This is a genomic window from Streptomyces sp. NPDC002845 (assembly GCF_053591955.1).
Genome location: NZ_JBSFUU010000029.1, coordinates 67,525 through 86,861, shown reverse-complemented (window position 1 = coordinate 86,861; position 19,337 = coordinate 67,525). Strand labels below are relative to the sequence as shown.

General features: G+C 71.8%; 18 protein-coding genes. 6 read left to right on the top strand and 12 right to left on the bottom strand.

What is annotated here, in order from left to right; translation table 11 throughout:
• Window positions 1-162 precede the first annotated feature (162 nt).
• Window positions 163-1,143 (bottom strand): NAD(P)H-quinone oxidoreductase, encoded by a 981-nt coding sequence (locus ACWD3C_RS22275; protein ID WP_451146451.1) that lies wholly within the window; start codon window positions 1,141-1,143, stop codon window positions 163-165.
• A 248-nt stretch (window positions 1,144-1,391) separates the two neighbouring features.
• Between ACWD3C_RS22275 and ACWD3C_RS22270 the strand changes: the two genes are divergently transcribed.
• Complete coding sequence (locus ACWD3C_RS22270) at window positions 1,392-2,444, top strand: ATP-binding cassette domain-containing protein (RefSeq protein ID WP_451146449.1); 1,053 nt, start codon at window positions 1,392-1,394, stop codon at window positions 2,442-2,444.
• On the top strand, window positions 2,441-3,289 hold the full coding sequence (locus ACWD3C_RS22265; RefSeq protein ID WP_451146447.1) for an ABC transporter permease: 849 nt from the start codon (window positions 2,441-2,443) through the stop codon (window positions 3,287-3,289). The genes ACWD3C_RS22270 and ACWD3C_RS22265 overlap by 4 nt, the downstream gene beginning before the upstream one ends.
• A 48-nt stretch (window positions 3,290-3,337) precedes the next feature.
• On the opposite strand, the gene ACWD3C_RS22260 is transcribed toward ACWD3C_RS22265, so the two are convergent.
• From ACWD3C_RS22260 to pdhA, 6 genes are all read right to left on the bottom strand, one after another.
• A complete protein-coding gene (locus ACWD3C_RS22260; RefSeq protein ID WP_451146445.1) occupies window positions 3,338-4,435 on the bottom strand; it encodes a potassium channel family protein in 1,098 nt (365 codons plus the stop codon).
• An 82-nt stretch (window positions 4,436-4,517) separates the two neighbouring features.
• Window positions 4,518-5,879, bottom strand: coding sequence for a molybdopterin molybdotransferase MoeA (locus tag ACWD3C_RS22255; RefSeq protein ID WP_451146443.1), 1,362 nt, complete (start codon window positions 5,877-5,879; stop codon window positions 4,518-4,520).
• Window positions 5,876-6,769: an NTP transferase domain-containing protein gene (locus ACWD3C_RS22250; RefSeq protein ID WP_451146441.1), complete on the bottom strand. Its 894-nt coding sequence runs from the start codon at window positions 6,767-6,769 to the stop codon at window positions 5,876-5,878. The genes ACWD3C_RS22255 and ACWD3C_RS22250 overlap by 4 nt, the downstream gene beginning before the upstream one ends.
• Window positions 6,770-6,794: 25 nt before the next feature.
• Window positions 6,795-8,141 (bottom strand): dihydrolipoamide acetyltransferase family protein, encoded by a 1,347-nt coding sequence (locus tag ACWD3C_RS22245; protein WP_451146439.1) that lies wholly within the window; start codon window positions 8,139-8,141, stop codon window positions 6,795-6,797.
• On the bottom strand, window positions 8,141-9,145 hold the full coding sequence (locus tag ACWD3C_RS22240) for an alpha-ketoacid dehydrogenase subunit beta (protein WP_451146437.1): 1,005 nt from the start codon (window positions 9,143-9,145) through the stop codon (window positions 8,141-8,143). Before ACWD3C_RS22240 ends, ACWD3C_RS22245 begins: the two co-directional genes overlap by 1 nt.
• Window positions 9,142-10,284, bottom strand: a complete 1,143-nt coding sequence (gene pdhA / locus ACWD3C_RS22235) for a pyruvate dehydrogenase (acetyl-transferring) E1 component subunit alpha (protein WP_451146435.1) — start codon at window positions 10,282-10,284, stop codon at window positions 9,142-9,144. Before pdhA ends, ACWD3C_RS22240 begins: the two co-directional genes overlap by 4 nt.
• Before the next feature lie 191 nt (window positions 10,285-10,475).
• Between pdhA and ACWD3C_RS22230 the strand changes: the two genes are divergently transcribed.
• Window positions 10,476-10,961 carry an Lrp/AsnC family transcriptional regulator gene (locus ACWD3C_RS22230; protein WP_451146519.1) on the top strand — a complete coding sequence of 162 codons (486 nt, stop codon included), beginning with the start codon at window positions 10,476-10,478 and terminating at the stop codon, window positions 10,959-10,961.
• Here ACWD3C_RS22230 and ACWD3C_RS22225 read toward each other — a convergent pair whose 3' ends face one another.
• Window positions 10,962-11,552, bottom strand: coding sequence for a TetR/AcrR family transcriptional regulator (locus ACWD3C_RS22225; RefSeq protein ID WP_451146433.1), 591 nt, complete (start codon window positions 11,550-11,552; stop codon window positions 10,962-10,964).
• Entirely contained in the window at window positions 11,549-13,066 is a 1,518-nt protein-coding gene (locus ACWD3C_RS22220) for a 3-hydroxyacyl-CoA dehydrogenase (RefSeq protein WP_451146431.1), read from the bottom strand. The genes ACWD3C_RS22225 and ACWD3C_RS22220 overlap by 4 nt, the downstream gene beginning before the upstream one ends.
• Window positions 13,067-13,214: 148 nt before the next feature.
• On the opposite strand from ACWD3C_RS22220, the gene paaN reads away from it, so the two are divergent.
• Window positions 13,215-14,906, top strand: a complete 1,692-nt coding sequence (paaN, locus tag ACWD3C_RS22215) for a phenylacetic acid degradation protein PaaN (protein WP_451146429.1) — start codon at window positions 13,215-13,217, stop codon at window positions 14,904-14,906.
• Here paaN and ACWD3C_RS22210 read toward each other — a convergent pair.
• From ACWD3C_RS22210 to ACWD3C_RS22200, 3 genes are read right to left on the bottom strand one after another with little or no spacing between them, the layout of a single operon-like run.
• Window positions 14,903-15,658 (bottom strand): TrmH family RNA methyltransferase, encoded by a 756-nt coding sequence (locus tag ACWD3C_RS22210; protein ID WP_451146427.1) that lies wholly within the window; start codon window positions 15,656-15,658, stop codon window positions 14,903-14,905. The genes paaN and ACWD3C_RS22210 overlap by 4 nt on opposite strands.
• On the bottom strand, window positions 15,655-16,890 hold the full coding sequence (locus ACWD3C_RS22205) for an HTTM domain-containing protein (RefSeq protein WP_451146425.1): 1,236 nt from the start codon (window positions 16,888-16,890) through the stop codon (window positions 15,655-15,657). The genes ACWD3C_RS22210 and ACWD3C_RS22205 overlap by 4 nt, the downstream gene beginning before the upstream one ends.
• Window positions 16,887-17,654 carry a DUF5819 family protein gene (locus tag ACWD3C_RS22200; RefSeq protein WP_451146423.1) on the bottom strand — a complete coding sequence of 256 codons (768 nt, stop codon included), beginning with the start codon at window positions 17,652-17,654 and terminating at the stop codon, window positions 16,887-16,889. The genes ACWD3C_RS22205 and ACWD3C_RS22200 overlap by 4 nt, the downstream gene beginning before the upstream one ends.
• 383 nt (window positions 17,655-18,037) lie before the next feature.
• Here ACWD3C_RS22200 and paaA point away from each other — a divergent pair, with 383 nt between their 5' ends.
• Both paaA and paaB read left to right on the top strand, forming a co-directional pair.
• Window positions 18,038-19,048, top strand: coding sequence for a 1,2-phenylacetyl-CoA epoxidase subunit PaaA (paaA, locus tag ACWD3C_RS22195; RefSeq protein ID WP_451146421.1), 1,011 nt, complete (start codon window positions 18,038-18,040; stop codon window positions 19,046-19,048).
• Window positions 19,045-19,332, top strand: coding sequence for a 1,2-phenylacetyl-CoA epoxidase subunit PaaB (paaB, locus tag ACWD3C_RS22190; RefSeq protein WP_451146419.1), 288 nt, complete (start codon window positions 19,045-19,047; stop codon window positions 19,330-19,332). The genes paaA and paaB overlap by 4 nt, the downstream gene beginning before the upstream one ends.
• The last annotated feature ends 5 nt before the right edge of the window (window positions 19,333-19,337 follow it).

Sequence of the window (19,337 nt, the reverse complement as noted above, 5' to 3'; positions counted from 1 at the left end):
CCCGGACCGGCTCCAGGCCGGCGCACGTCGTCCGGTGCATGCGGTCGCAAGGCGCCGGAAGGCCTCGCAGCGGGGCTACCATGCCTTCCGGCGACGCGGCGGGCGCCCGGCGGCGACGCGGCGGGCGCCCGGCCGGGGACACAGGCTCTCAAGGCCGGTGGCTTACGGAACGACCAGCAGCACCTTCCCGATGTGCCTGCTCTCCTCCAGCACCCGGTGGGCCGCCGCCGCGTCGTTCATCGGCAGCTCGCGGTCGACGACCGGGCGTACATGACCGCCCTCGACCAGCGGCCACACGTGTTCGCGTACGGCCGCGACGATGGCCGCCTTCTCGCCGGGCGGGCGGGCGCGCAGGGAGGTCGCGCTGATGGCGGCGCGCTTGGCGAGGAGCGCGCCGATGTTCAGCTCGCCCTTGACGCCGCCCTGCATGCCGATGATCGCGAGCCGCCCGTTGACGGCGAGGGCCTTGACATTGCGGCCCAGGTACTTGGCGCCCATGTTGTCGAGGATGACGTCGGCGCCCGCGCCGTCGGTGGCCCGCCCGACCTCCTCGACGAAGTCCTGTTCGCGGTAGTTGATCAGGATGTCCGCGCCCAGCTCGGCGCAGTGGTCGAGCTTCTCCTTGGTGCCCGCCGTGACGGCGACCTTGGCGCCGACGGCCTTGGCCAGCTGGATCGCCATGGTGCCGATGCCGCTGGAGCCGCCGTGCACGAGGAGGGTCTCGCCGGGGCGGAGGTGGGCGACCATGAACACGTTCGACCAGACCGTGCAGGTCACCTCGGGCAGCGCGGCCGCCTGCCGGACGTCGAGCCCCGCGGGCACGGGCAGCAGCTGTCCCGCCGGGACGGCGACCTTCTCCGCGTAGCCGCCGCCGGAGAGCAGCGCGCACACCTCGTCGCCGACGGTCCAGCCGGAGACGCCGGGTCCGAGCCCGGCGATCCGCCCGGAGCACTCCAGGCCGGGATACGGGGAGGCGCCGGGCGGCGGGTCGTAGAAGCCCTGCCGCTGGAGCAGGTCGGCGCGGTTCACGGCGCTCGCCGCAACCTCGACCAGCACTTCGCCCTCGCCGGGCACCGGGTCCGGGACCTCGTCCCACACCAGTGCCTCCGGCCCACCAGGTTCAGGAATCGTGATCGCGTACATGAGGGGGACGCTACTCCTCAGGGTCCCGGGCACTGGGCGAGGACCTCGGGTCCTAGGTTCCTGGTCCTGATTCCGACGGCTCTTGGTCCTAATTGAGGTGCATCCGGTGCCCCATGGAGGGACCGTGGAGTCGAACCGCCGCGCGAATTTCCCGTGCGGCAAGCGATGACTTCCGGGCGCGGCGACGGTCTCCCTTTGCGTAGCCACTGCCCCGGAAGCGGGCCCCGCACGTGGAAGGACCTCCAGCCATGAAGCCACAGCCGTCCGGCCTCGCGATCGAGACAGCGGGTCTGGTGAAGACATTCGGCGAGACCCGGGCCGTAGACGGCGTCGACCTGGCCGTGCCGACCGGCACGGTCTACGGCGTCCTCGGCCCGAACGGCGCCGGAAAGACCACCACCGTGAAGATGCTCGCCACCCTGCTGCGCCCGGACGGCGGCGAGGCGCACATCTTCGGCCACGACGTCGTGCGCGAGGCCGACGAGGTACGCGGCAGGGTGAGCCTCACCGGCCAGTACGCGTCCGTGGACGAGGACCTGACCGGCGCCGAGAACCTGGTGCTGCTCGGCCGGCTCCTCGGGCACGGCAAGAAGGCCGCACGGGAGCGCGGCGACCAGCTGCTGGCGGCCTTCGGGCTGAGCGAGGCGGCCGAGAAGCAGGTCAAGCACTACTCGGGCGGTATGCGGCGCCGTATCGACATCGCCGCGTCCATCCTGAACACGCCCGACCTGCTCTTCCTCGACGAGCCGACGACCGGCCTCGACCCGCGCAGCCGCAACCAGGTGTGGGACATCGTGCGCGCGGTGGTCTCCCAGGGCACGACGGTGCTGCTGACCACGCAGTATCTGGACGAGGCCGACCAGCTGGCGTCCCGGATCGCCGTCATCGACCACGGCAGGGTGATCGCGGAGGGCACCAAGGGCGAGTTGAAGGCGTCCGTCGGCGCCGGTTCCGTCCATCTGCGGCTGCGCGATGCCGAGCAGCGTCCGGAGGCGGAGGAGGTGCTGCGGATCGCGCTGAACGCGGATGTGCAGCGCGAGCCCGACCCGGTGGCGCTGACGGCGCGCGTCGGCGCCGGCGGCGCGAACGGGCAGGGCGCCGCCGAGCAGGCGGCCCGGGCGCTCGCCGAGCTGGCCCGCAGCGGCATCACCGTCGACAACTTCTCGCTGGGCCAGCCCAGCCTGGACGAGGTCTTCCTCGCCCTCACCGGACACGACACGAAGACCGGCAACACGAAGACCGACGGCACGAAGACCGACGAGACGCAGGCGCACGAGACGACGAGCGAGGCAGCCGCATGAGCACCGCGACCACCACCGAGAGCAAGGAACTCGCCCCCGTCAGCACCGAGTCGCTCGCCGAGCTGCTCATCGCCAAGGAGCGGCCGCCGCGGCCCAGCGCCCTGTCGGCCTCGCTGACCTTCGGCTGGCGGGCCATGCTCAAGATCAAACACGTACCCGAGCAGCTCTTCGACGTCACCGCCTTCCCGATCATGATGGTGCTGATGTATACGTACCTCTTCGGCGGCGCGCTGGCCGGATCGCCGAAGGAGTACATCCAGTTCCTGCTGCCGGGCATCCTCGTGATGTCGGTCGTGATGATCACGATGTACACGGGTGTCTCGGTCAACACGGACATCGAGAAGGGCGTCTTCGACCGCTTCCGCAGCCTGCCCATCTGGCGGCCGTCGACGATGGTCGGCTATCTGCTGGGCGACGCCCTGCGCTACGCGATCGCGTCCCTCGTGATGCTCACCGTGGGCCTGATCCTGGGCTACCGCGCGGACGGCGGCTTCGTGGGCGTGGTCGCCGGGATCGCGCTTTTGATCGTCTTCTCGTTCGCGTTCTCGTGGATCTGGACGATGTTCGGGCTGCTGCTGCGCACCGAGAAGTCGGTCATGGGCGTCAGCATGATGGTGATCTTCCCGCTGACCTTCCTGTCCAATGTCTTCGTCGACCCGAGCACCATGCCGGGCTGGCTCCAGGCCTTCGTCAACAACAGCCCGGTCACTCATCTGGCTTCGGCGGTGCGGGAGCTGATGGCGGGCGACTGGCCGGCCACGGAGATCGCCTGGACTCTGGGCTGGTCGGCCCTGCTTGTGCTGGTCTTCGGGCCGATCACGATGCGGCTGTACAACCGCAAGTAACGGTCAGCCGTACGACTGAGGGCGCCCGCCGACCGTGCGCGGGCGTCCTCAGTCACGCGGGAGGGGCCGGAGGTCGGGCGTGACCTTCGCGCCCCGCGTGACCCGCACTATGGTGATGAGCCGGTCCGTCAGCTGGAGTCCGCCGACGGCCGGATCGTCGTATCCGAGCACACGGTGCCCGCGCAGCACGCTCACCACCAGGTCACCCGTCTCCCGCGGGCTGAGACCCACCTCGGCCTTGACGACCGGCCGTTCGACGATGTCGAGTCCGCTGCCCTGCTGGATGAGGTCCTCCATGACCATGCCCGCGGCGGGGCTGAGCACGGAGAGCCCGAGCAGCCGCCCGGCCGCGCTGGCGCTGGTGATGACGACATCGGCCCCGGACTGCTTCAGCAGCGGCGCGTTCTCCTCCTCGCGCACGGCGGCCACGATCTTCGCCCCACGGTTGAGCTGCCGGGCGGTGAGCGCGACGAGAACGGCGGTGTCGTCCCGCTGGGTGGCGATGATGATCTGCCGCGCCTTCTGCACCTCGGCCCGCAACAGCACATCACTGCGGGTCGCGTCCCCGACGACCCCCGCGTACCCGTCGGCCGCGGCCGCGTCGACGACCTTGGAGCTGGGGTCGACCACGACGACCTGCTCCTTCTTCAGCCCCGACCCGCAGACGGTCTGGATCGCCGACCGCCCCTTCGTTCCGAAGCCGACGACAACGGTGTGGTCCCTCAAGATCGTCCTCCAGCGGTTGAGTCGCCATTCCTCGCGTGTGCGTTCCGTGAGGACTTCGAGTGTGGTGCCGACCAGGATGATCAGGAACAGCACGCGCAGGGGTGTAACCACCAGGATGTTGGTGAGCCGGGCGGCGTCACTGACCGGGGAGATGTCTCCGTATCCGGTGGTGGAGAGGGAGACGGTCGCGTAGTAGAAGGCGTCGAGCAGGTCGACGGTGCCGTCGGAGCTGTCGATGTAACCGTCACGATCGGCATACGCGATCAGAGCGGTCACGACCAGTACGAACAGGGCCATCGCAAGCCGTCTGCCGACCTGGCGGATGGGGCGTTCGATCGCCCTCTGCGGGAGTTTCACCTGGTGGGTCACGAAACTCTCGTCCGCTTGCCGGGCGATCACATCATGGCCCGGAAGTTTCACCTGAAACACTCCCCGATTCGGCGTAGATCCCCATCTGCCCGTTGTTTCACGTGAAACACGACTTGTTTGAGTACGACTTGTTTCACGTGAAACACACCTGGATTCCGGCGGTCGCCCACGGCAGATCGAGCAGTTCCAGCTCCTGGCCAGGGCGGGCGCCGCCGGGCGGTACGACGGCGAGGGCCTCGGCGGCGGCGATACCGCGCAGCATGGCCGGGCCGTTGTAGTGCAGCGGTACGGCCCGGTCGCCACGCAGGGCGACGGGGATGAGCCGGGTGTCGTACGGGTGCCCGTGCACCGCGTCCGCCAGGAGCGCCGCGTACGGCTCCAGGGCAGCGCGTCCCGAGAGGGTCCGCAGGAGCGGCTCGGCGAGGGTGAGCAGGCCGGAGACGGCGGCCAGGGGGTTGCCGGGGAGGCCGACGAGGTGCTGGTTCTCCTTGGTACGGGCCAGCAGCATCGGGTGCCCCGGGCGCACCTTGACGCCGTCCACGAGGAGTTCGGCACCGAGGCGGAGCAGGGTGGGGTGGACGTGGTCGACGGGACCCGAGGCGGTGCCGCCGGTGGTGACGATCAGGTCGGCGGACGAGTGCTTCAGGGCCTCGTGCAGGGCTTCGGCGTCGTCACCGAGCCTGCGTACGGCGGTCACCTCGGCGCCGAGCGCCCGCAGCCAGGGCGGCAGCATCGGGCCCAGCGCGTCCCGGATCAGCCCGTCGTGCGGGAGCCCCTCGGTGAGCAACTCGTCGCCGAGGACCAGCACTTCGGCGCGCGGACGGGGGATCACGGAGACCGTGTCGTACCCGGCGGCCGCGGCGAGCCCGAGCACGGCCGGGGTGACCTGCGTCCCCAGCGGCAGGAGCTGGTCGCCGCTGCGGCACTCCTGGGCGCGCGGGCGGATGTCCTGGCCGGGCACGACCTCGCGGGTGGGGTGCAGCCGCCCCTTCTCGTCGGTTCGTCCGTGTTCGCTGCGCAGGACGGCTGTCGTGTCCGGGGGGATACGGGCACCGGTGGCGATCCGGACGGCTTCCCCGTCGGTCAGGGGCTCCGGCCGCGCGTGCCCGGCGAGTACACCCTCGTCGCGTACGTCCCAGGGGCCGGGGCCTGCCACCGCCCAGCCGTCCATCGCGGAGCTGTCGAAGGACGGGAGGTCGGTGAGCGCCGTGAGGGGGGCAGCGAGGACGAGGTCGAGGGCGTGGTCGAGGGGGACCGGGACGGGGGTGCCGGGGGTGCGGCGCCGGACGGACCGGGCTGCGCGTTCGGCGAGGGCGCGGGCCTCGGGCCAGGGGGTGGCCCGGTGGTGGGTGTCCTTGGCGGGGTGGGTGTGGGAGGCGCCCGGGGTGGGCCGGGGCTCGCTCGGCCCGCGGTTGTCCCGGTCGCCCCGGTCGTTGGCCACCGCGAGCGCCTCCTCCACGTCCACGTCGAGTTCGTCGGCGTCCTGGGCGGTCATCCGGCGTCCGGCTCGGGGTCGGGGGCGGCCGGGCTCTCTTCGTCCGCCCAGCGCAGGGCGAGGGCCGCGGCCTTGCGGGCCGCTTCGGCGACCGCCTCCGGGCCTCCCTCGGCCCGGGCCGCGGCGTACCCGACGAGGAACGTGGTCAGCGGGGCCGCGGGCCGGGCCACCGAGTGGGCGGCGTCGCGGGCGAGGTCGAGCAGCATGCCGGTGTCGACGTCCAGGTCGATGCCCAGTTCGTCCTTGACTGCGGAAATCCATTCATCCAACACGTGCCCATGCTCCCTGATCTGTGCTCGGGCGGCGGCGATGTCGTCCCAGGTGTCGCAGTCGAAGGACGCGACGGGGTCGGAGATACGGGTGAGGCGCAGTCCGGCGGTGAGAAGCCGCAGGGGGAGGCCGGTGAGGCTGCCGTGTTCGGCGGTGAGCTTCCCGAACTCGCGGCGCAGGGCCTCGGCCCGGTACACGGCCACGAGCGTCTGGTCGCGTCCGCGGGGGTCGGTGAGCAGCGCTCCGTCGTCCTCCGTGTGAAACGCGCTGAGCAGCCGCCGCACCGTCCCCTCGTCGAGGAACGGCAGGTCGGCGGAGAGCACGACGGCATACGGCGCGGTGGTGTGCCGGAGTCCGGCCTCCAGCGCGGCGAGGGGTCCGCCGCCGGGGGGCTCCTCGCGGGCCCACTCCACGGGGCGCGCGGTCGGCCGGGGGTCGGCCACGACCACGGTGGTCCGGGCACCGGCGCAGGCGGCCAGCACCCGGTCGAGCAGCGCCCGGCCGCCGACCCGGACGGCGGGCTTGTCCGCGCCGCCGAGCCGACGGGCGGCGCCCCCGGCGAGCACGACGGCGTCGTAGGGCTCGGTGCCGGGGTCGCCAGGGGGTTCGTACGTGGTCACCCCCCGAGTATGCGTGCCCTGGCGATCACAGGGAACGGAGGAGCACCGCCGGCTGTTCGACGCAGTCCGCGACGTACCGCAGGAAACCGCCCGCCGTGCCGCCGTCGCACACCCGGTGGTCGAAGGTCAGCGAGAGCTGCACGACCTGCCGTACCGCCAGCTCGCCCTGGTGGACCCAGGGCTTGGGGACGATCCGGCCGACGCCGAGCATGGCCGCCTCGGGGTGGTTGATGATCGGCGTGGAACCGTCGACGCCGAACACCCCGTAGTTGTTCAGCGTGAAGGTCCCGCCGGTGAGTTCACCGGGCGTCAGCGTCCCGGTCCGCGCGGCCTCCGTCAGCCGCGCGAACTCGGCGGTCAGCGACTCCGCGTCCCGCGCCTGCGCGTCCCGTACGACGGGCACGACCAGCCCCCGCTCGGTCTGGACGGCGAACCCGAGGTGCACCTCGTCGAGCCGTACGACCTCACGGGCGTCCATGTCGACGGTGGAGTTGAGCTCGGGGAACCGGGCGAGGGCGGCGGTGCAGATCCGGGCGAGGAGCGCGAGCAGGGAGATCTTGGGGCCGCCGGTCTTGGGGGTCTGGGGGTGTCCCCCAGACAAGCGCTGCATGGCTGTGCGCGCGTGCATGAGTTCCGTCGCGTCGGCGTCCACCCAGCAGGTGGCGTCGGGGATCTCTCGCCGACTCCGGGAGAGCTTGTCGGCGACGGCACCGCGGACGCCACGGAGGGGGATGCGGCTGCCGGTCTCCGTGCGCGCGGGTGCGGGCGCCGTGGGGGCGGGTGCCGGCGCCGTAGGGGCGGGTACCGCCGGGCTGGGCGCTGTGGCGGCCCGCAGGGCGCGCTCCACGTCCGCGCGCAGGATCAGCCCGTCGGGGCCGGAGCCCTTGAGCTGCCGCAGGTCCAGGCCGTTCTCGCGGGCGAGCCGGCGTACCAGCGGGGAGATCACCGGGACAGGGCCGTACGGGCGCTCCGGGGCGACCGCGACGGGCTCGGAGGGCTCGGAGAGCTGAGCCGCCCCACCCCGTGAGGTCCCCTCGGGAACCCGCACCCTCTTCCGCCGCGCCGGAGGCGCCCCGGTGCCGTAGCCGACCAGGACGTTGCCGGAGCCCTGGTCGCCCTTGGCGGGGGCGCCCACGGCGACCGTCAGCAGGGGTGCGCCCACGGGCAGTTCCGTGCCCTCCTCGCCGAAGCGGGCGGTGACCACGCCGCCATAGGGGCAGGGGACCTCGACCATCGCCTTGGCCGTCTCGACCTCGACGACCGGCTGATCGACGGCGACGACGTCTCCGACCCGCACCAGCCAGCGCACGATCTCCGCCTCGGTGAGTCCCTCGCCGAGGTCGGGCAGCTTGAACTCCAGCACCTGGGGCATCAGCGCTCCGCCTCCCACTGCAGACGCCCCACGGCGTCCAGGATCCGGTCGACGCCGGGCAGATGGTGCCGCTCCAGCATCGGCGGCGGGTACGGGATGTCGAACCCGGCGACGCGCAGCACCGGTGCCTCCAGGTAGTGGAAGCAGCGCTCGGTGACACGGGCCGCGAGTTCGCCGCCCGGGCCGCCGAAGCCGCCGGACTCGTGCACGATCACCGCGCGCCCGGTCCGCCGTACCGACGCGCAGACCGTCTCCTCGTCGAAGGGGACCAGGGAGCGCAGGTCGACGACTTCGAGGTCCCAGCCCTCGGCGCGGGCTGCCTCGGCCGCCTCCAGGCAGACGGGCACGGACGGCCCGTACGTGATGAGCGTGGCGCTCCGGCCCGAGCGCCGCACCGCCGCGCGGCCGATCGGTTCAACGGCCAGCGGCGCGTCCGGGTTCCAGGTGTCCTTCGACCAGTACAGCCGCTTGGGCTCCAGGAAGACGACCGGGTCGTCGGAGGCGATGGCCGCGCGCAGCAGCCCGTAGGCGTCGGCGACCGTCGCGGGCGTGACGACATGGAGCCCCGGAGTGGCCATGTAGTACGCCTCGGAGGAGTCGCTGTGGTGCTCGACGCCGCCGATTCCGCCGCCGTACGGGACACGGATGGTGATCGGCAGGGGCATCGCCCCGCGCGTGCGGTTGCGCATGCGCGCGACGTGGCTGATCAGCTGCTCGAACGCCGGGTAGGCGAACGCGTCGAACTGCATCTCGACGACCGGCCGCATCCCGTACATCGCCATGCCGACGGCCGTACCGAGGATGCCCGCCTCGGCGAGCGGTGTGTCGGTGCAGCGGTCCTCGCCGAACTCCTCGGCGAGCCCGTCGGTGACGCGGAAGACGCCGCCGAGGGTGCCGACGTCCTCGCCCATGACGTGCACGGTGGGGTCCTGAGCCATGGCATCGCGCAACGCGCGCGTGAGGGCCTGCGCCATGGTGGCGGGCTTGAGGGCGACGGTGGTCATCGTCCCTCACCTTCCGACTCGGCCTCCGCTTCGAACTCGGCCCGCAGCTGGGCCTCCTGCTCGCGCAGTTGGGGGGTGGGCTCGGCGTACACATGGGCGAACAGGTCCATGGGGTCGAGCACCGGGTCCTGGTTCATGCGTTCGCGCAGGTCCGCGGCCATCGCCTCGGCGTCGTCCCGCGCGGCCTGCATCCCGGCCTCGTCGAGCAGGGCGCGCTCGGTCAGCTCGTGCTCCAGGAGTGCGATCGGGTCGTGCCCGCGCCAGGGCTCGACCTCGGCGTCGCCGCGGTAGCGGGTCGCGTCGTCGGCGTTCGTGTGGGCGTCGATGCGGTACGTCACGGCCTCGACCAGCGTCGGGCCGCCACCCGCGCGCGCGTGGGCCACGGCTTCGGCGAGCACCTGGTGCACGGCGGCCGCGTCGTTGCCGTCGACCAGGCGGCCCGGCATCCCGTAGCCGACGGCCTTGTGGGCCAGCGACGGGGCGGCGGTCTGCTTGGCGAGCGGGACGGAGATCGCGAAGCCGTTGTTCTGGACGAGGAAGACGACGGGGGCCTGCCATACGGCGGCGAAGTTCAGCGCCTCGTGGAAGTCGCCCTCGCTGGTGCCGCCGTCGCCGACCAGGGCGAGCGCGACCACGTCGTCGCCCTTGAGGCGGGCGGCGTGCGCGAGGCCGACGGCGTGCGGGAGCTGGGTCGCGAGGGGGGTGCACAGGGGCGCGACACGGTGCTCGTGGGGGTCGTAGCCGGTGTGCCAGTCGCCGCGCAGGAGGGTGAGCGCCTGGACGGGGTCGAGGCCGCGGGCGACGGCGGCGAGCGTGTCGCGGTAGCTGGGGAAGAGCCAGTCCCGCTCTTCGAGGGCGAGCGCGGCGGCGACCTCGCAGGCCTCCTGGCCGGTGCTGGAGGGGTAGACGGCGAGCCTGCCCTGCTTGGTGAGGGCGGTGGCCTGCGCGTTGTACCGGCGGCCGCGCACCAGCTCCGCGTACAGGCGGCGCAGCAGGGCGGGGTCCGCCTGGGCTGCCGCCTCGGTGCCCAGGACACGGTACGGCCGCGCGTCCGGCAGCAGCGGAGCGGGGTCGGTGCGGGGCTGCCAGGCGGGCGGCGGCGTGGGCCGGTACGCGCCCCGCTGCTCCATGACCGTCATGTCGGCACCTCCTCGTGGGAGCGGCTTTGGACAGGCGCTTCGGATGTGATGCGCCTCACCTACCGATTGTTCGGTCGTCGGCACATTTTGGCTACAGGCACCGCCAGGCTGTGGACAAACGGTTCTGCACAGCCTCAAATGAACGCAGTACGTCCATGGTAGGGAGGCGGGGGGACATGGCACCTGAACAAATGGCCGAGCCGCCGGAGCACGGCCCGGCCCTGCCGCCCCCGCGACCGCTGGACGCGATAGATCAGGACATCCTGCGCATGCTCCAGGCGGACGGCCGCGCCTCGATACGCTCCGTCGCCGAGCGCGTCCACGTGTCCCGCGCCAACGCCTACGCCCGGATCAACCGGCTCATCGAGGACGGCGTGATCCGCGGCTTCGGGGCGCGCGTGGACCACGAGCGCGCCGGGCAGAGCACCTCGGCCTACATCACCCTCAAGATCGTGCAGAACTCCTGGCGCACGGTCCGCGAGCAGCTCAGAGTGCTCCCGGGCGCCTCCCACATCTCCCTGGTGGGCGGGGACTTCGACGTCCTGCTCCTCGTGCACACCCCGGACAACCGGGCCCTGCGCGAGCTGGTCCTCACCCGCCTCCAGGCCATCCCGGAGGTGCTCAGCACACGCACGCTGCTGGTGTTCGAGGAGGAGGACCTGGAGCCGGAGAGCTGATCACTCCTGGGTGCGGAGCCCGGCGAAGACCAGCCGCACCACCGCGTCCGCCACTTCGCGCGGGCCGCTGCCCCGCCCGTCCGGCCGGTACCACTCCGCAATCGAGTTGATCATCCCGAAGACGAGCCGGGTCGCCAGCCGGACCTCCATGTCACCGCGTACGTCCCCGTCGGCGGCCGCGGCCTTCAGCAGATCGGCGACCCGGTGGTCGAAGTCGCGGCGCCGCTCCAGGGCCCAGCGCTCGGTGTCGGTGTTGCCGCGCACGCGCAGCAGCAGGGTCACGTACGGCAGTTCGGCGGTGAGCACCTCGACCATGCGCCGGACGACGTACTCCAGGCGCTCCACTGCACGCCCCACGCGCGCGTGCTCCTCGTCGAGGATCCCGAAGAGGCCGTCCAGCGCCCGGCTGACGGCGCGCCGCAGCAGCTCCTCCTTGCCCGCCACGTGGTGGTATATCGACGACTTGGAGATCCCGGCCGCCTTGGAGAGGTGCTCCATGGAGGTGCCGTCGTAGCCGCGTTCGTTGAACACCTGGACGGCGACGGCGAGCAGCGTCTCCGGGGTGTACGTGTCACGCTTGGCGGTGGTCACGAGGAGCTGCCCTCCCGCTTGTCGGAGGCGTACGCGTGGCGGTACAGCGCGAGGGACGGCGCGTAGCGCCCCGAGGGGTCGCGCAGGTGCAGGTCGTCGAGGAGGGCGTACGCCCAGCTGCGGCCGAGCCTGCGGCTCCATTCGAAGGGCCCGAGCGGATAGTTGACGCCCAGGCGCATCGCCGTGTCGATGTCCTCCTCGGTGGCGACGCCCTTGGCGACGGCGTCGTGCGCGAGGTCGACGATCCGGGCCACCGTGCGGGCCACGATCATGCCGGGCACGTCCCCGATGACGCTGACGTCCTTGCCGAGCGCCTGGAAGAGCCCGGTGGCCTCGGCGAGGGTCTGCGGAGAGGTGTCCTGGGAGGCGGACAGGGCGATGCGGGTGGCCCGGCGGTAGTCGAGTGCGAGGTCGAAGTAGACGACGTCCCGGAATTCCACGGAGGTCTGGCCGTCGGCGAGGACCAGCTGGCCGCCACTGGGCAGCACCAGGCGGGTGCCGTTGTCCTCGTCCTCCTCGCGGACGGGTATGCCCGCCTCGCGGATCAGCGCGAGCAGTTCGGAGGCGGGGCCCAGGTCGCCCTCGGCGACGACGTACGCGGGCGGCTGGGCCCGTTCCGCGGTGTGGGGCTCGGGGCGCTCGGCGCCGTCCCCGTAGTCGTACCAGCCGAGTCCCGTCTTGCGGCCGAGCCGGCCCGACTCGACGAGCCGCCGCTGGGCCAGCGAGGGCGTGAACCGCACGTCCTGGAAGAAGGCCTGCCACACGGAGTGCGTGACGGACTCGTTGACGTCCTGCCCGATCAGGTCGGTCAGCTCGAAGGCGCCCATCCGGAAGCCGCCGGACTCGCGCAGCACCGCGTCGATGGTGGCGGGGTCGGCGGCCTGGGCCTCGTGGACGGCGAAGGCCTCGGCGTAGAAGGGCCGCGCGATGCGGTTGACGATGAAGCCGGGGGTGTCGGCGCAGGCGACCGGGGCCTTGCCCCAGGCGCGGGCCGTCTCGTACGCGCGCGTGGCCGACGTGACGTCGGTCGCGAACCCGGAGACGACCTCCACCAGCGGCAGCAGCGGCGCCGGGTTGAAGAAGTGCAGTCCGACGAACCGTCCGGCGCACCGCAGGGCGCCGCCGATGGCCGTGACGGACAGGGACGAGGTGTTGGTGGCGAGCAGACAGTCCTCGCCGACGACGTCCTCCAGTTCCCGGAACAGCTCCTGCTTCACGTCGAGCCGTTCGACGACGGCCTCGACGACGAGGGTGCAGTCCGCGAGTTCGGTGAGGCTTCCGGCGGCGCGCAGCCGCGCGCGGGCGGCATCCCGGTCGGCGCCGCTGAGCCGGTCCTTCTCGACGAGCCGGTCGAGCCGGGCGCCGATCGCGTCGGCCGCGTCCCGGGCGCGGCCGGGGACGGCGTCGTACAGCCGCACGGGATGGCCCGCGACCAGCGCGACCTGGGCGATGCCCTGGCCCATGGTGCCGGTGCCGACGACGGCCACGGGGCTGCTGAGGTCGAGTGCTGTCATGCTCGCGATCCTCCCGCACGGGGTTTTCCACAGATGCGGCGGACCCCCTTGTCCCGACCGATCGTTCGGTTACTCTAACTCTGTCCTCGTGTTCCTGCCCAGCTCACCGGCTCGACGAGGAGCCGGTCAGAGGAGGAGTTGGTCAACCATGGCCGCCGAACCGACCGCCCACCAGCTGATCGCGAAGCACCGGCCCACCCTCGACCAGGCGCTGGAAGCGATCCGCACGCGCGCGTACTGGTCCCCGCACCCCGAGCACCCCAAGGCGTACGGCGAGAACGGCAGCCTGGGCATGGCGGAGGGAAAGGCCGCCTTCGACGCCCTCCTCGGCACCCGTCTCGACCTCGGCCAGCCAGGCACGGACGACTGGGTGGGCGGCGAAGTGTCGCCGTACGGCATCGAGCTGGGCGTCACCTACCCGCACGCGGACATCGACGCGCTGCTGCCCGCCATGCGCGCGGGGCAGCGCGCATGGCGCGACGCGGGCGCGGAGACGCGCGCGGTGGTGTGCCTGGAGATCCTCAAGCGGATCAGCGACCGCACGCACGAGTTCGCGCACGCGGTCATGCACACCTCCGGCCAGGCCTTCATGATGGCGTTCCAGGCGGGCGGGCCGCACGCGCAGGACCGCGGCATGGAGGCGGTGGCGTACGCGTACGTGGAGCAGATCCGCACGCCCGACACCGCGGAGTGGACCAAGCCCCAGGGCAAGCGCGACGCGCTCGCGCTGAACAAGCGGTTCACACCCGTCCCGCGCGGGATCGCGCTGCTCATCGGCTGCAACACCTTCCCGACGTGGAACGGCTACCCGGGCCTGTTCGCGTCCCTCGCCACCGGCAACGCGGTCCTCGTGAAGCCCCACCCGCGCGCGGTGCTGCCGCTCGCGCTCACCGTGCGGGTCGCGCGCGAGGTGCTCGCCGAGGCCGGCTTCGACCCGAACCTGGTGGCCCTGGCCGCCGAGCGCCCCGGCGAGGGCATCGCCAAGACCCTGGCCGTGCGCCCGGAGATCCGCGTCATCGACTACACGGGTTCGACCGCGTTCGGCGACTGGCTGGAGGCCAACGCCCGCCAGGCGCAGGTCTACACGGAGAAGGCCGGCGTCAACACGGTGATCGTGGAGTCGACCGACAACTACAAGGGGATGCTGTCGAACCTGGCCTTCTCGCTGTCCCTGTACAGCGGCCAGATGTGCACCACCCCGCAGAACCTCCTCGTCCCCCGGGACGGCATCACCACGGACGAGGGCCCCAAGTCGTACGACGAGGTCGTGGCCGATCTCGCCGCCTCGGTCGGCGGCCTCCTCGGGGACGACGCGCGCGCGAACGCCCTGCTCGGCGCCATCGTGAACCCGGACGTGAAGGCCCGTCTGGAGGCGGCCGCCGGGCTCGGCGAAGTCGCCCTCGCCTCTCGGGAGATCACCAACCCGGAGTTCCCCGGGGCGACGGTCCGCACTCCGGTCATCGTGAAGCTCGACGGCACCAAGCCGGATGCCGAGGCGGCCTACATGAGCGAGTGCTTCGGCCCGGTCTCCTTCGCCGTGGCGGTCGACTCGGCGGCGGACGCGGTGGCGCTGCTGCGCCGGACCATCAGCGACAAGGGCGCGATGACGGTCGGCGCGTACACCACCTCCGAGGAGGTGGCCGAGGCGATCGAGGAGGCCTGCCTGGAGGAGTGCGCCCAGCTGTCCCTCAACCTCACCGGCGGGGTGTACGTCAACCAGACCGCGGCCTTCTCCGACTTCCACGGCTCGGGCGGCAACCCGGCGGCCAACGCGGCCCTGTGCGACGGGGCGTTCGTGGCGAACCGGTTCCGCGTGGTGGAAGTCCGCCGGGAGGCCTAGGAAGGCGTTGGTGCGCCCCCGGTGGCGCTCCAGTGGTACAGCGTCATGGCCACACTGGTCGCGAGGTTGTAGCTGGAGACCTGGGGGCGCATCGGCAGGGCCACCAGGTGGTCGACGCGGGCCCTGAGTTCGGCGGACAGGCCGGTGCGCTCGGAGCCGAAGGCGAGCACGGCCTCGTCGGGCAGATTCAGCCCGCGGATGTCGTCGCCCTCCGGATCCAGCGCGAACACCGGGCCCGGCGGCAGCTCGGCCACGCTCAGCCGCTCCACGGCGGTCGCGAAGTGCAGCCCGGCCCCGCCGCGCACGACCGTGGGGTGCCAGGGGTCGAGGGTGCCCGTGGTGACCACGCCGGTCGCGCCGAAGCCCGCCGCGAGACGGATCACGGCACCGGCGTTGCCCAGGTTGCGCGGGTTGTCGAGCACGACGACCGGGGCGGTGCGGGGGCTGCGGGTGAGGGCTTCGAGGTTGGCCTCGCGGGACGGGCGCACGGCCAGCGCGGCGACCGCGGTGGGGTGCGGTCGCGGCACGAGGGTCGCGTACGTCTCCTCCGGGACCTCGGTCAGGAGCGCGTCCAGCGTGTCCCGTACGTCCGGGGCCAGCTCGTCGGCGAGGGCGAGCGCGGCCCGTCGGCTGCTGGTGACGGCCACCGGGACCTCGGCCCGGAAGCGCACCGCGTGCTTCAGGGCGTGGAAGCCGTCGAGCAGCACGGCGGCGGGGGCGAGCCGCCGCCACAGACGTACCGGATCGTTCATGCCGTGAAGCCTACGTGCGGCTGCTCGGCCGCCTCCGGGTCGCTCTCCCGCGGCTCTCGCTGTCCCGGCAGCTTGATACGGCCGCGGCCCCGGAACAGCCGTTCACGCGCGCGTGCCGCCCGTCCGCCCATGCGCTGGAGGAAGGCGGTCGGCAGGAACACGGCGTCGGCGGCGATCATCGCGAGCGAGAAGAACGGCAGCCCCAGGACGACGGCGATCACGGCGTGCTCGGTGATCATCAGCGCCAGCAGGACGTTCTTGACGCGCCGGTTGAACAGCGTGAACGGGAAGGCGACCTGCACGGCGACCGTCCCGTACGTGATCAGCATCACCATGACGCCGTTCGAGGACAGCAGGTCGGACAGGGCGGGCCAGGGCGAGAAGTAGTCCAGGTGGAGCGGGTAGTAGACCGCGGTGCCGTCCTGCCAGCGGGTGCCCTGGATCTTGTACCAGCCGGCGGTCGCGTAGATCAGACACGCCTCGGCCATGATCACGAACAGGGCTGCGTTGTGGACGAGGTTGGCGACGAGGTCGAGCAGGGTCCGGAAGTCACCGCCCGGGGCCCGGCGGCCGACGGCCCACCACAGGCCCTGCACCGCCCACAGGCCCCAGAAGACCGTCAGCCAGCCGCCCAGGAATCCACCGTCCAGCTTCCCGGCAAGGGTGGCCGCCGCCAGCAGGAAGCCGAGTACGGCCCACAGGACCGGTCCGGCCCGGTCGGCGGAAAAACGGTCCCCACGCGCGCGTGCGTCCCGCTCACGCTCCGCCCGCCGCGCGTCCAGGGACCACACCTGACCGCAGCACATGAAGACGAGATAGATCGCCATCAGGTGGATGACGTTGTCGCCGCCGTCCCCCATGAAGACACTGCGGTTCTGCAGCGACAGGACGCCGACCATGAAGAGCACGCTCATCGTGCGGGTGCGCCAGCCGAGCAGCAGCAGGACGCTCGACAGCACGGCGACGGCGTAGACGATCTCGAACCAGACCTGGCTGTCGGACCACATCAGGACCGTGAAGGCGCCGTTGCCCGCGATGAGCTGCTGGGCGAGGTCGAAGCTCCACGGACCGTCGGGCCCGTACATCTCCTGGCGGTGCGGGAACTCGCGCAGCAGGAACAGCAGCCAGGTCGCGGCGAAGCCGATCCGGACGACGGCGGTCTGGTACGGGCCCAGCGCGGCGTCGGTGACACGGGTGATGCCGCGCCCGATCGCGGCGGCGAGAGAGCTCATCCGGCACTCCCCTCCACCCCGTCCCGCTCGGACACCGGCCACCAGGGCAGCTCACGGACGACGGGCTTGTCGGACACCTGCTCCTCGCTCCACTCGGGCGGTGGCACGTTGGTGGTACGGGAGCGGACCTGGACGCGTTCGACGACATCGCCGGGGCGGGCCGCCTGCTCCCGGTCGAGGCGCAGGACGACGATGCGGCGCAGATAGCGCTCGGAGAGGTCACCGCGCCGGTCGTCGGAGCGGTTCTCGCCGTCGTGCGAGGCGAGGTAGAAGTCCCAGGCCCGGCGCAGTTCGTTCTGCTGGGTGTGGCTCGGCAGAAGGTTGCCGTCGATGACGGCGCCGTCCAGCGCGGAGAGGTCGTACCAGCCGGTCGTGCGGACATCCCCGTCCGCGGTGCGCAGCTCGGCCCGCGCCTGGACCGAGATGTTCTGCTGCAGCGGGTTGGGCGCGAAGAGCTTCCAGTTCTGCTCGAACTCCGGGTACACCCACTCGTCTATCGCCCGGCCGTGCTGCTTGGTGAGCGTGTTCGAGGGCGCCACGTGCAGGAACACCATGCCCATGTGGACGCAGGCGACCACGGCGACGACAGCCAGAGCGAGGGCCGCGGCTATCTGGTGGCGGAGGGGGAGGGCGGCTACGCCGGCGCGGTCCTCGGGGGCGGGGGGTGCGGGGTCGGGGGCGGTGGGTATGGGCGTTTCCAGCGGACGGTCCTCGGATGCGTCCGGTCCGTGCGAGGCGTTCACGCCCTCGTCGTACGCGTCCATTCCGCCCCGATTCCGATTCTGATTCCCAGCGTTCCCGGTGTTCCCTGGTGTGCCGGTGCTCCCGGCGCTCCTGGGGTTCCCGGCGTCCGATGCCCGGCCCGCTGCCCGATCCGGTACCGCCTCCGACCGCCGGAGGCCCATCGCGTTCGAACCGGAACGGTACTCAGACCCACCCGTCCGGCGCAGCCCCGACGAACACAGTGGTCACATCCGCACACCGGTCATGCCGGCCGTTCCCGGCGATCGCGAGTTATCCACAGCGGTTGACACCTTACGGCGCCCGCCCCACCATTGAATCGAGCTAACCGAACGATCGGTCGGTCGGGAGCTCGGCAGGGAGTTCCACAGAAAGTCCGGTGGAGAGCGGAGGTCGAGGGAGACCGATGGCGACAGCAGCAGCTCACCAGACGACTCGTGCGCAGGCGGGCGGCCAGGCGGACGAGGCCGCGCTCGCGACGGCGTACGAGACGGCCTTCGACGCGGCCGTCGCGGCCGACGAGCGGATCGAGCCACGCGACTGGATGCCCGACGCCTACCGCTCCACCCTGATCCGGCAGATAGCGCAGCACGCACACTCCGAGATCATCGGCATGCAGCCGGAGGCCAACTGGATCACGCGCGCCCCCTCGCTGCGCCGCAAGGCCATCCTGATGGCCAAGGTCCAGGACGAGGCCGGCCACGGGCTGTACCTGTACAGCGCGGCGGAGACCCTCGGCACCAGCCGCGAGGAGCTGCTCGACAAGCTGCACAGCGGCCGCCAGAAGTACTCCTCGATCTTCAACTACCCCACGCTGACCTGGGCCGACGTCGGGGCGATCGGCTGGCTGGTGGACGGCGCCGCGATCACCAACCAGGTGCCCCTGTGCCGCTGCTCGTACGGGCCGTACGCACGCGCGATGGTCCGCGTCTGCAAGGAGGAGTCCTTCCACCAGCGTCAGGGGTACGAGCTGCTGCTGGCCCTCGGCAGGGGCACGCCCGAGCAGCACGAGATGGCGCAGGACGCGGTGAACCGCTGGTGGTGGCCGTCCCTGATGATGTTCGGCCCGCCCGACGACGAGTCGCAGCACTCCGCGCAGTCGATGGCCTGGAAGATCAAGCGCCACTCGAACGACGAGCTGCGCCAGCGCTTCGTCGACATCTGCGTCCCCCAGGCGGAGTCCCTCGGCCTGACGCTCCCCGACCCGGAGCTGAAGTGGAACGAGGAGCGGGGCCACTACGACTTCGGCCCGATCGACTGGCCGGAGTTCTGGGACGTCCTCAAGGGCAACGGCCCGTGCAACGAGCAGCGGATCACCCAGCGCAGACGCGCCCACGAAGAGGGCGCGTGGGTACGGGAGGCGGCAGCGGCGTACGCGGCCAAGCACGCTGCCGGGAACGGAGAGGCACGCGCATGACCACCAACGACTGGCCCCTGTGGGAGGTCTTCGTGCGCTCGCGGCGCGGGCTCTCGCACACCCACGCCGGCAGCCTGCACGCGCCGGACGCCGAGCTGGCACTGCGCAACGCACGCGATCTGTACACCCGGCGCGGCGAGGGCGTCTCCATCTGGGTCGTCCCGTCCACCGCCATCACGGCCTCCTCGCCCGACGAGAAGGACCCGTTCTTCGAACCGGCCGCAGACAAGCCGTACCGCCATCCGACGTTCTACGAGATCCCGGAAGGGGTGAAGCACCTGTGAATTCT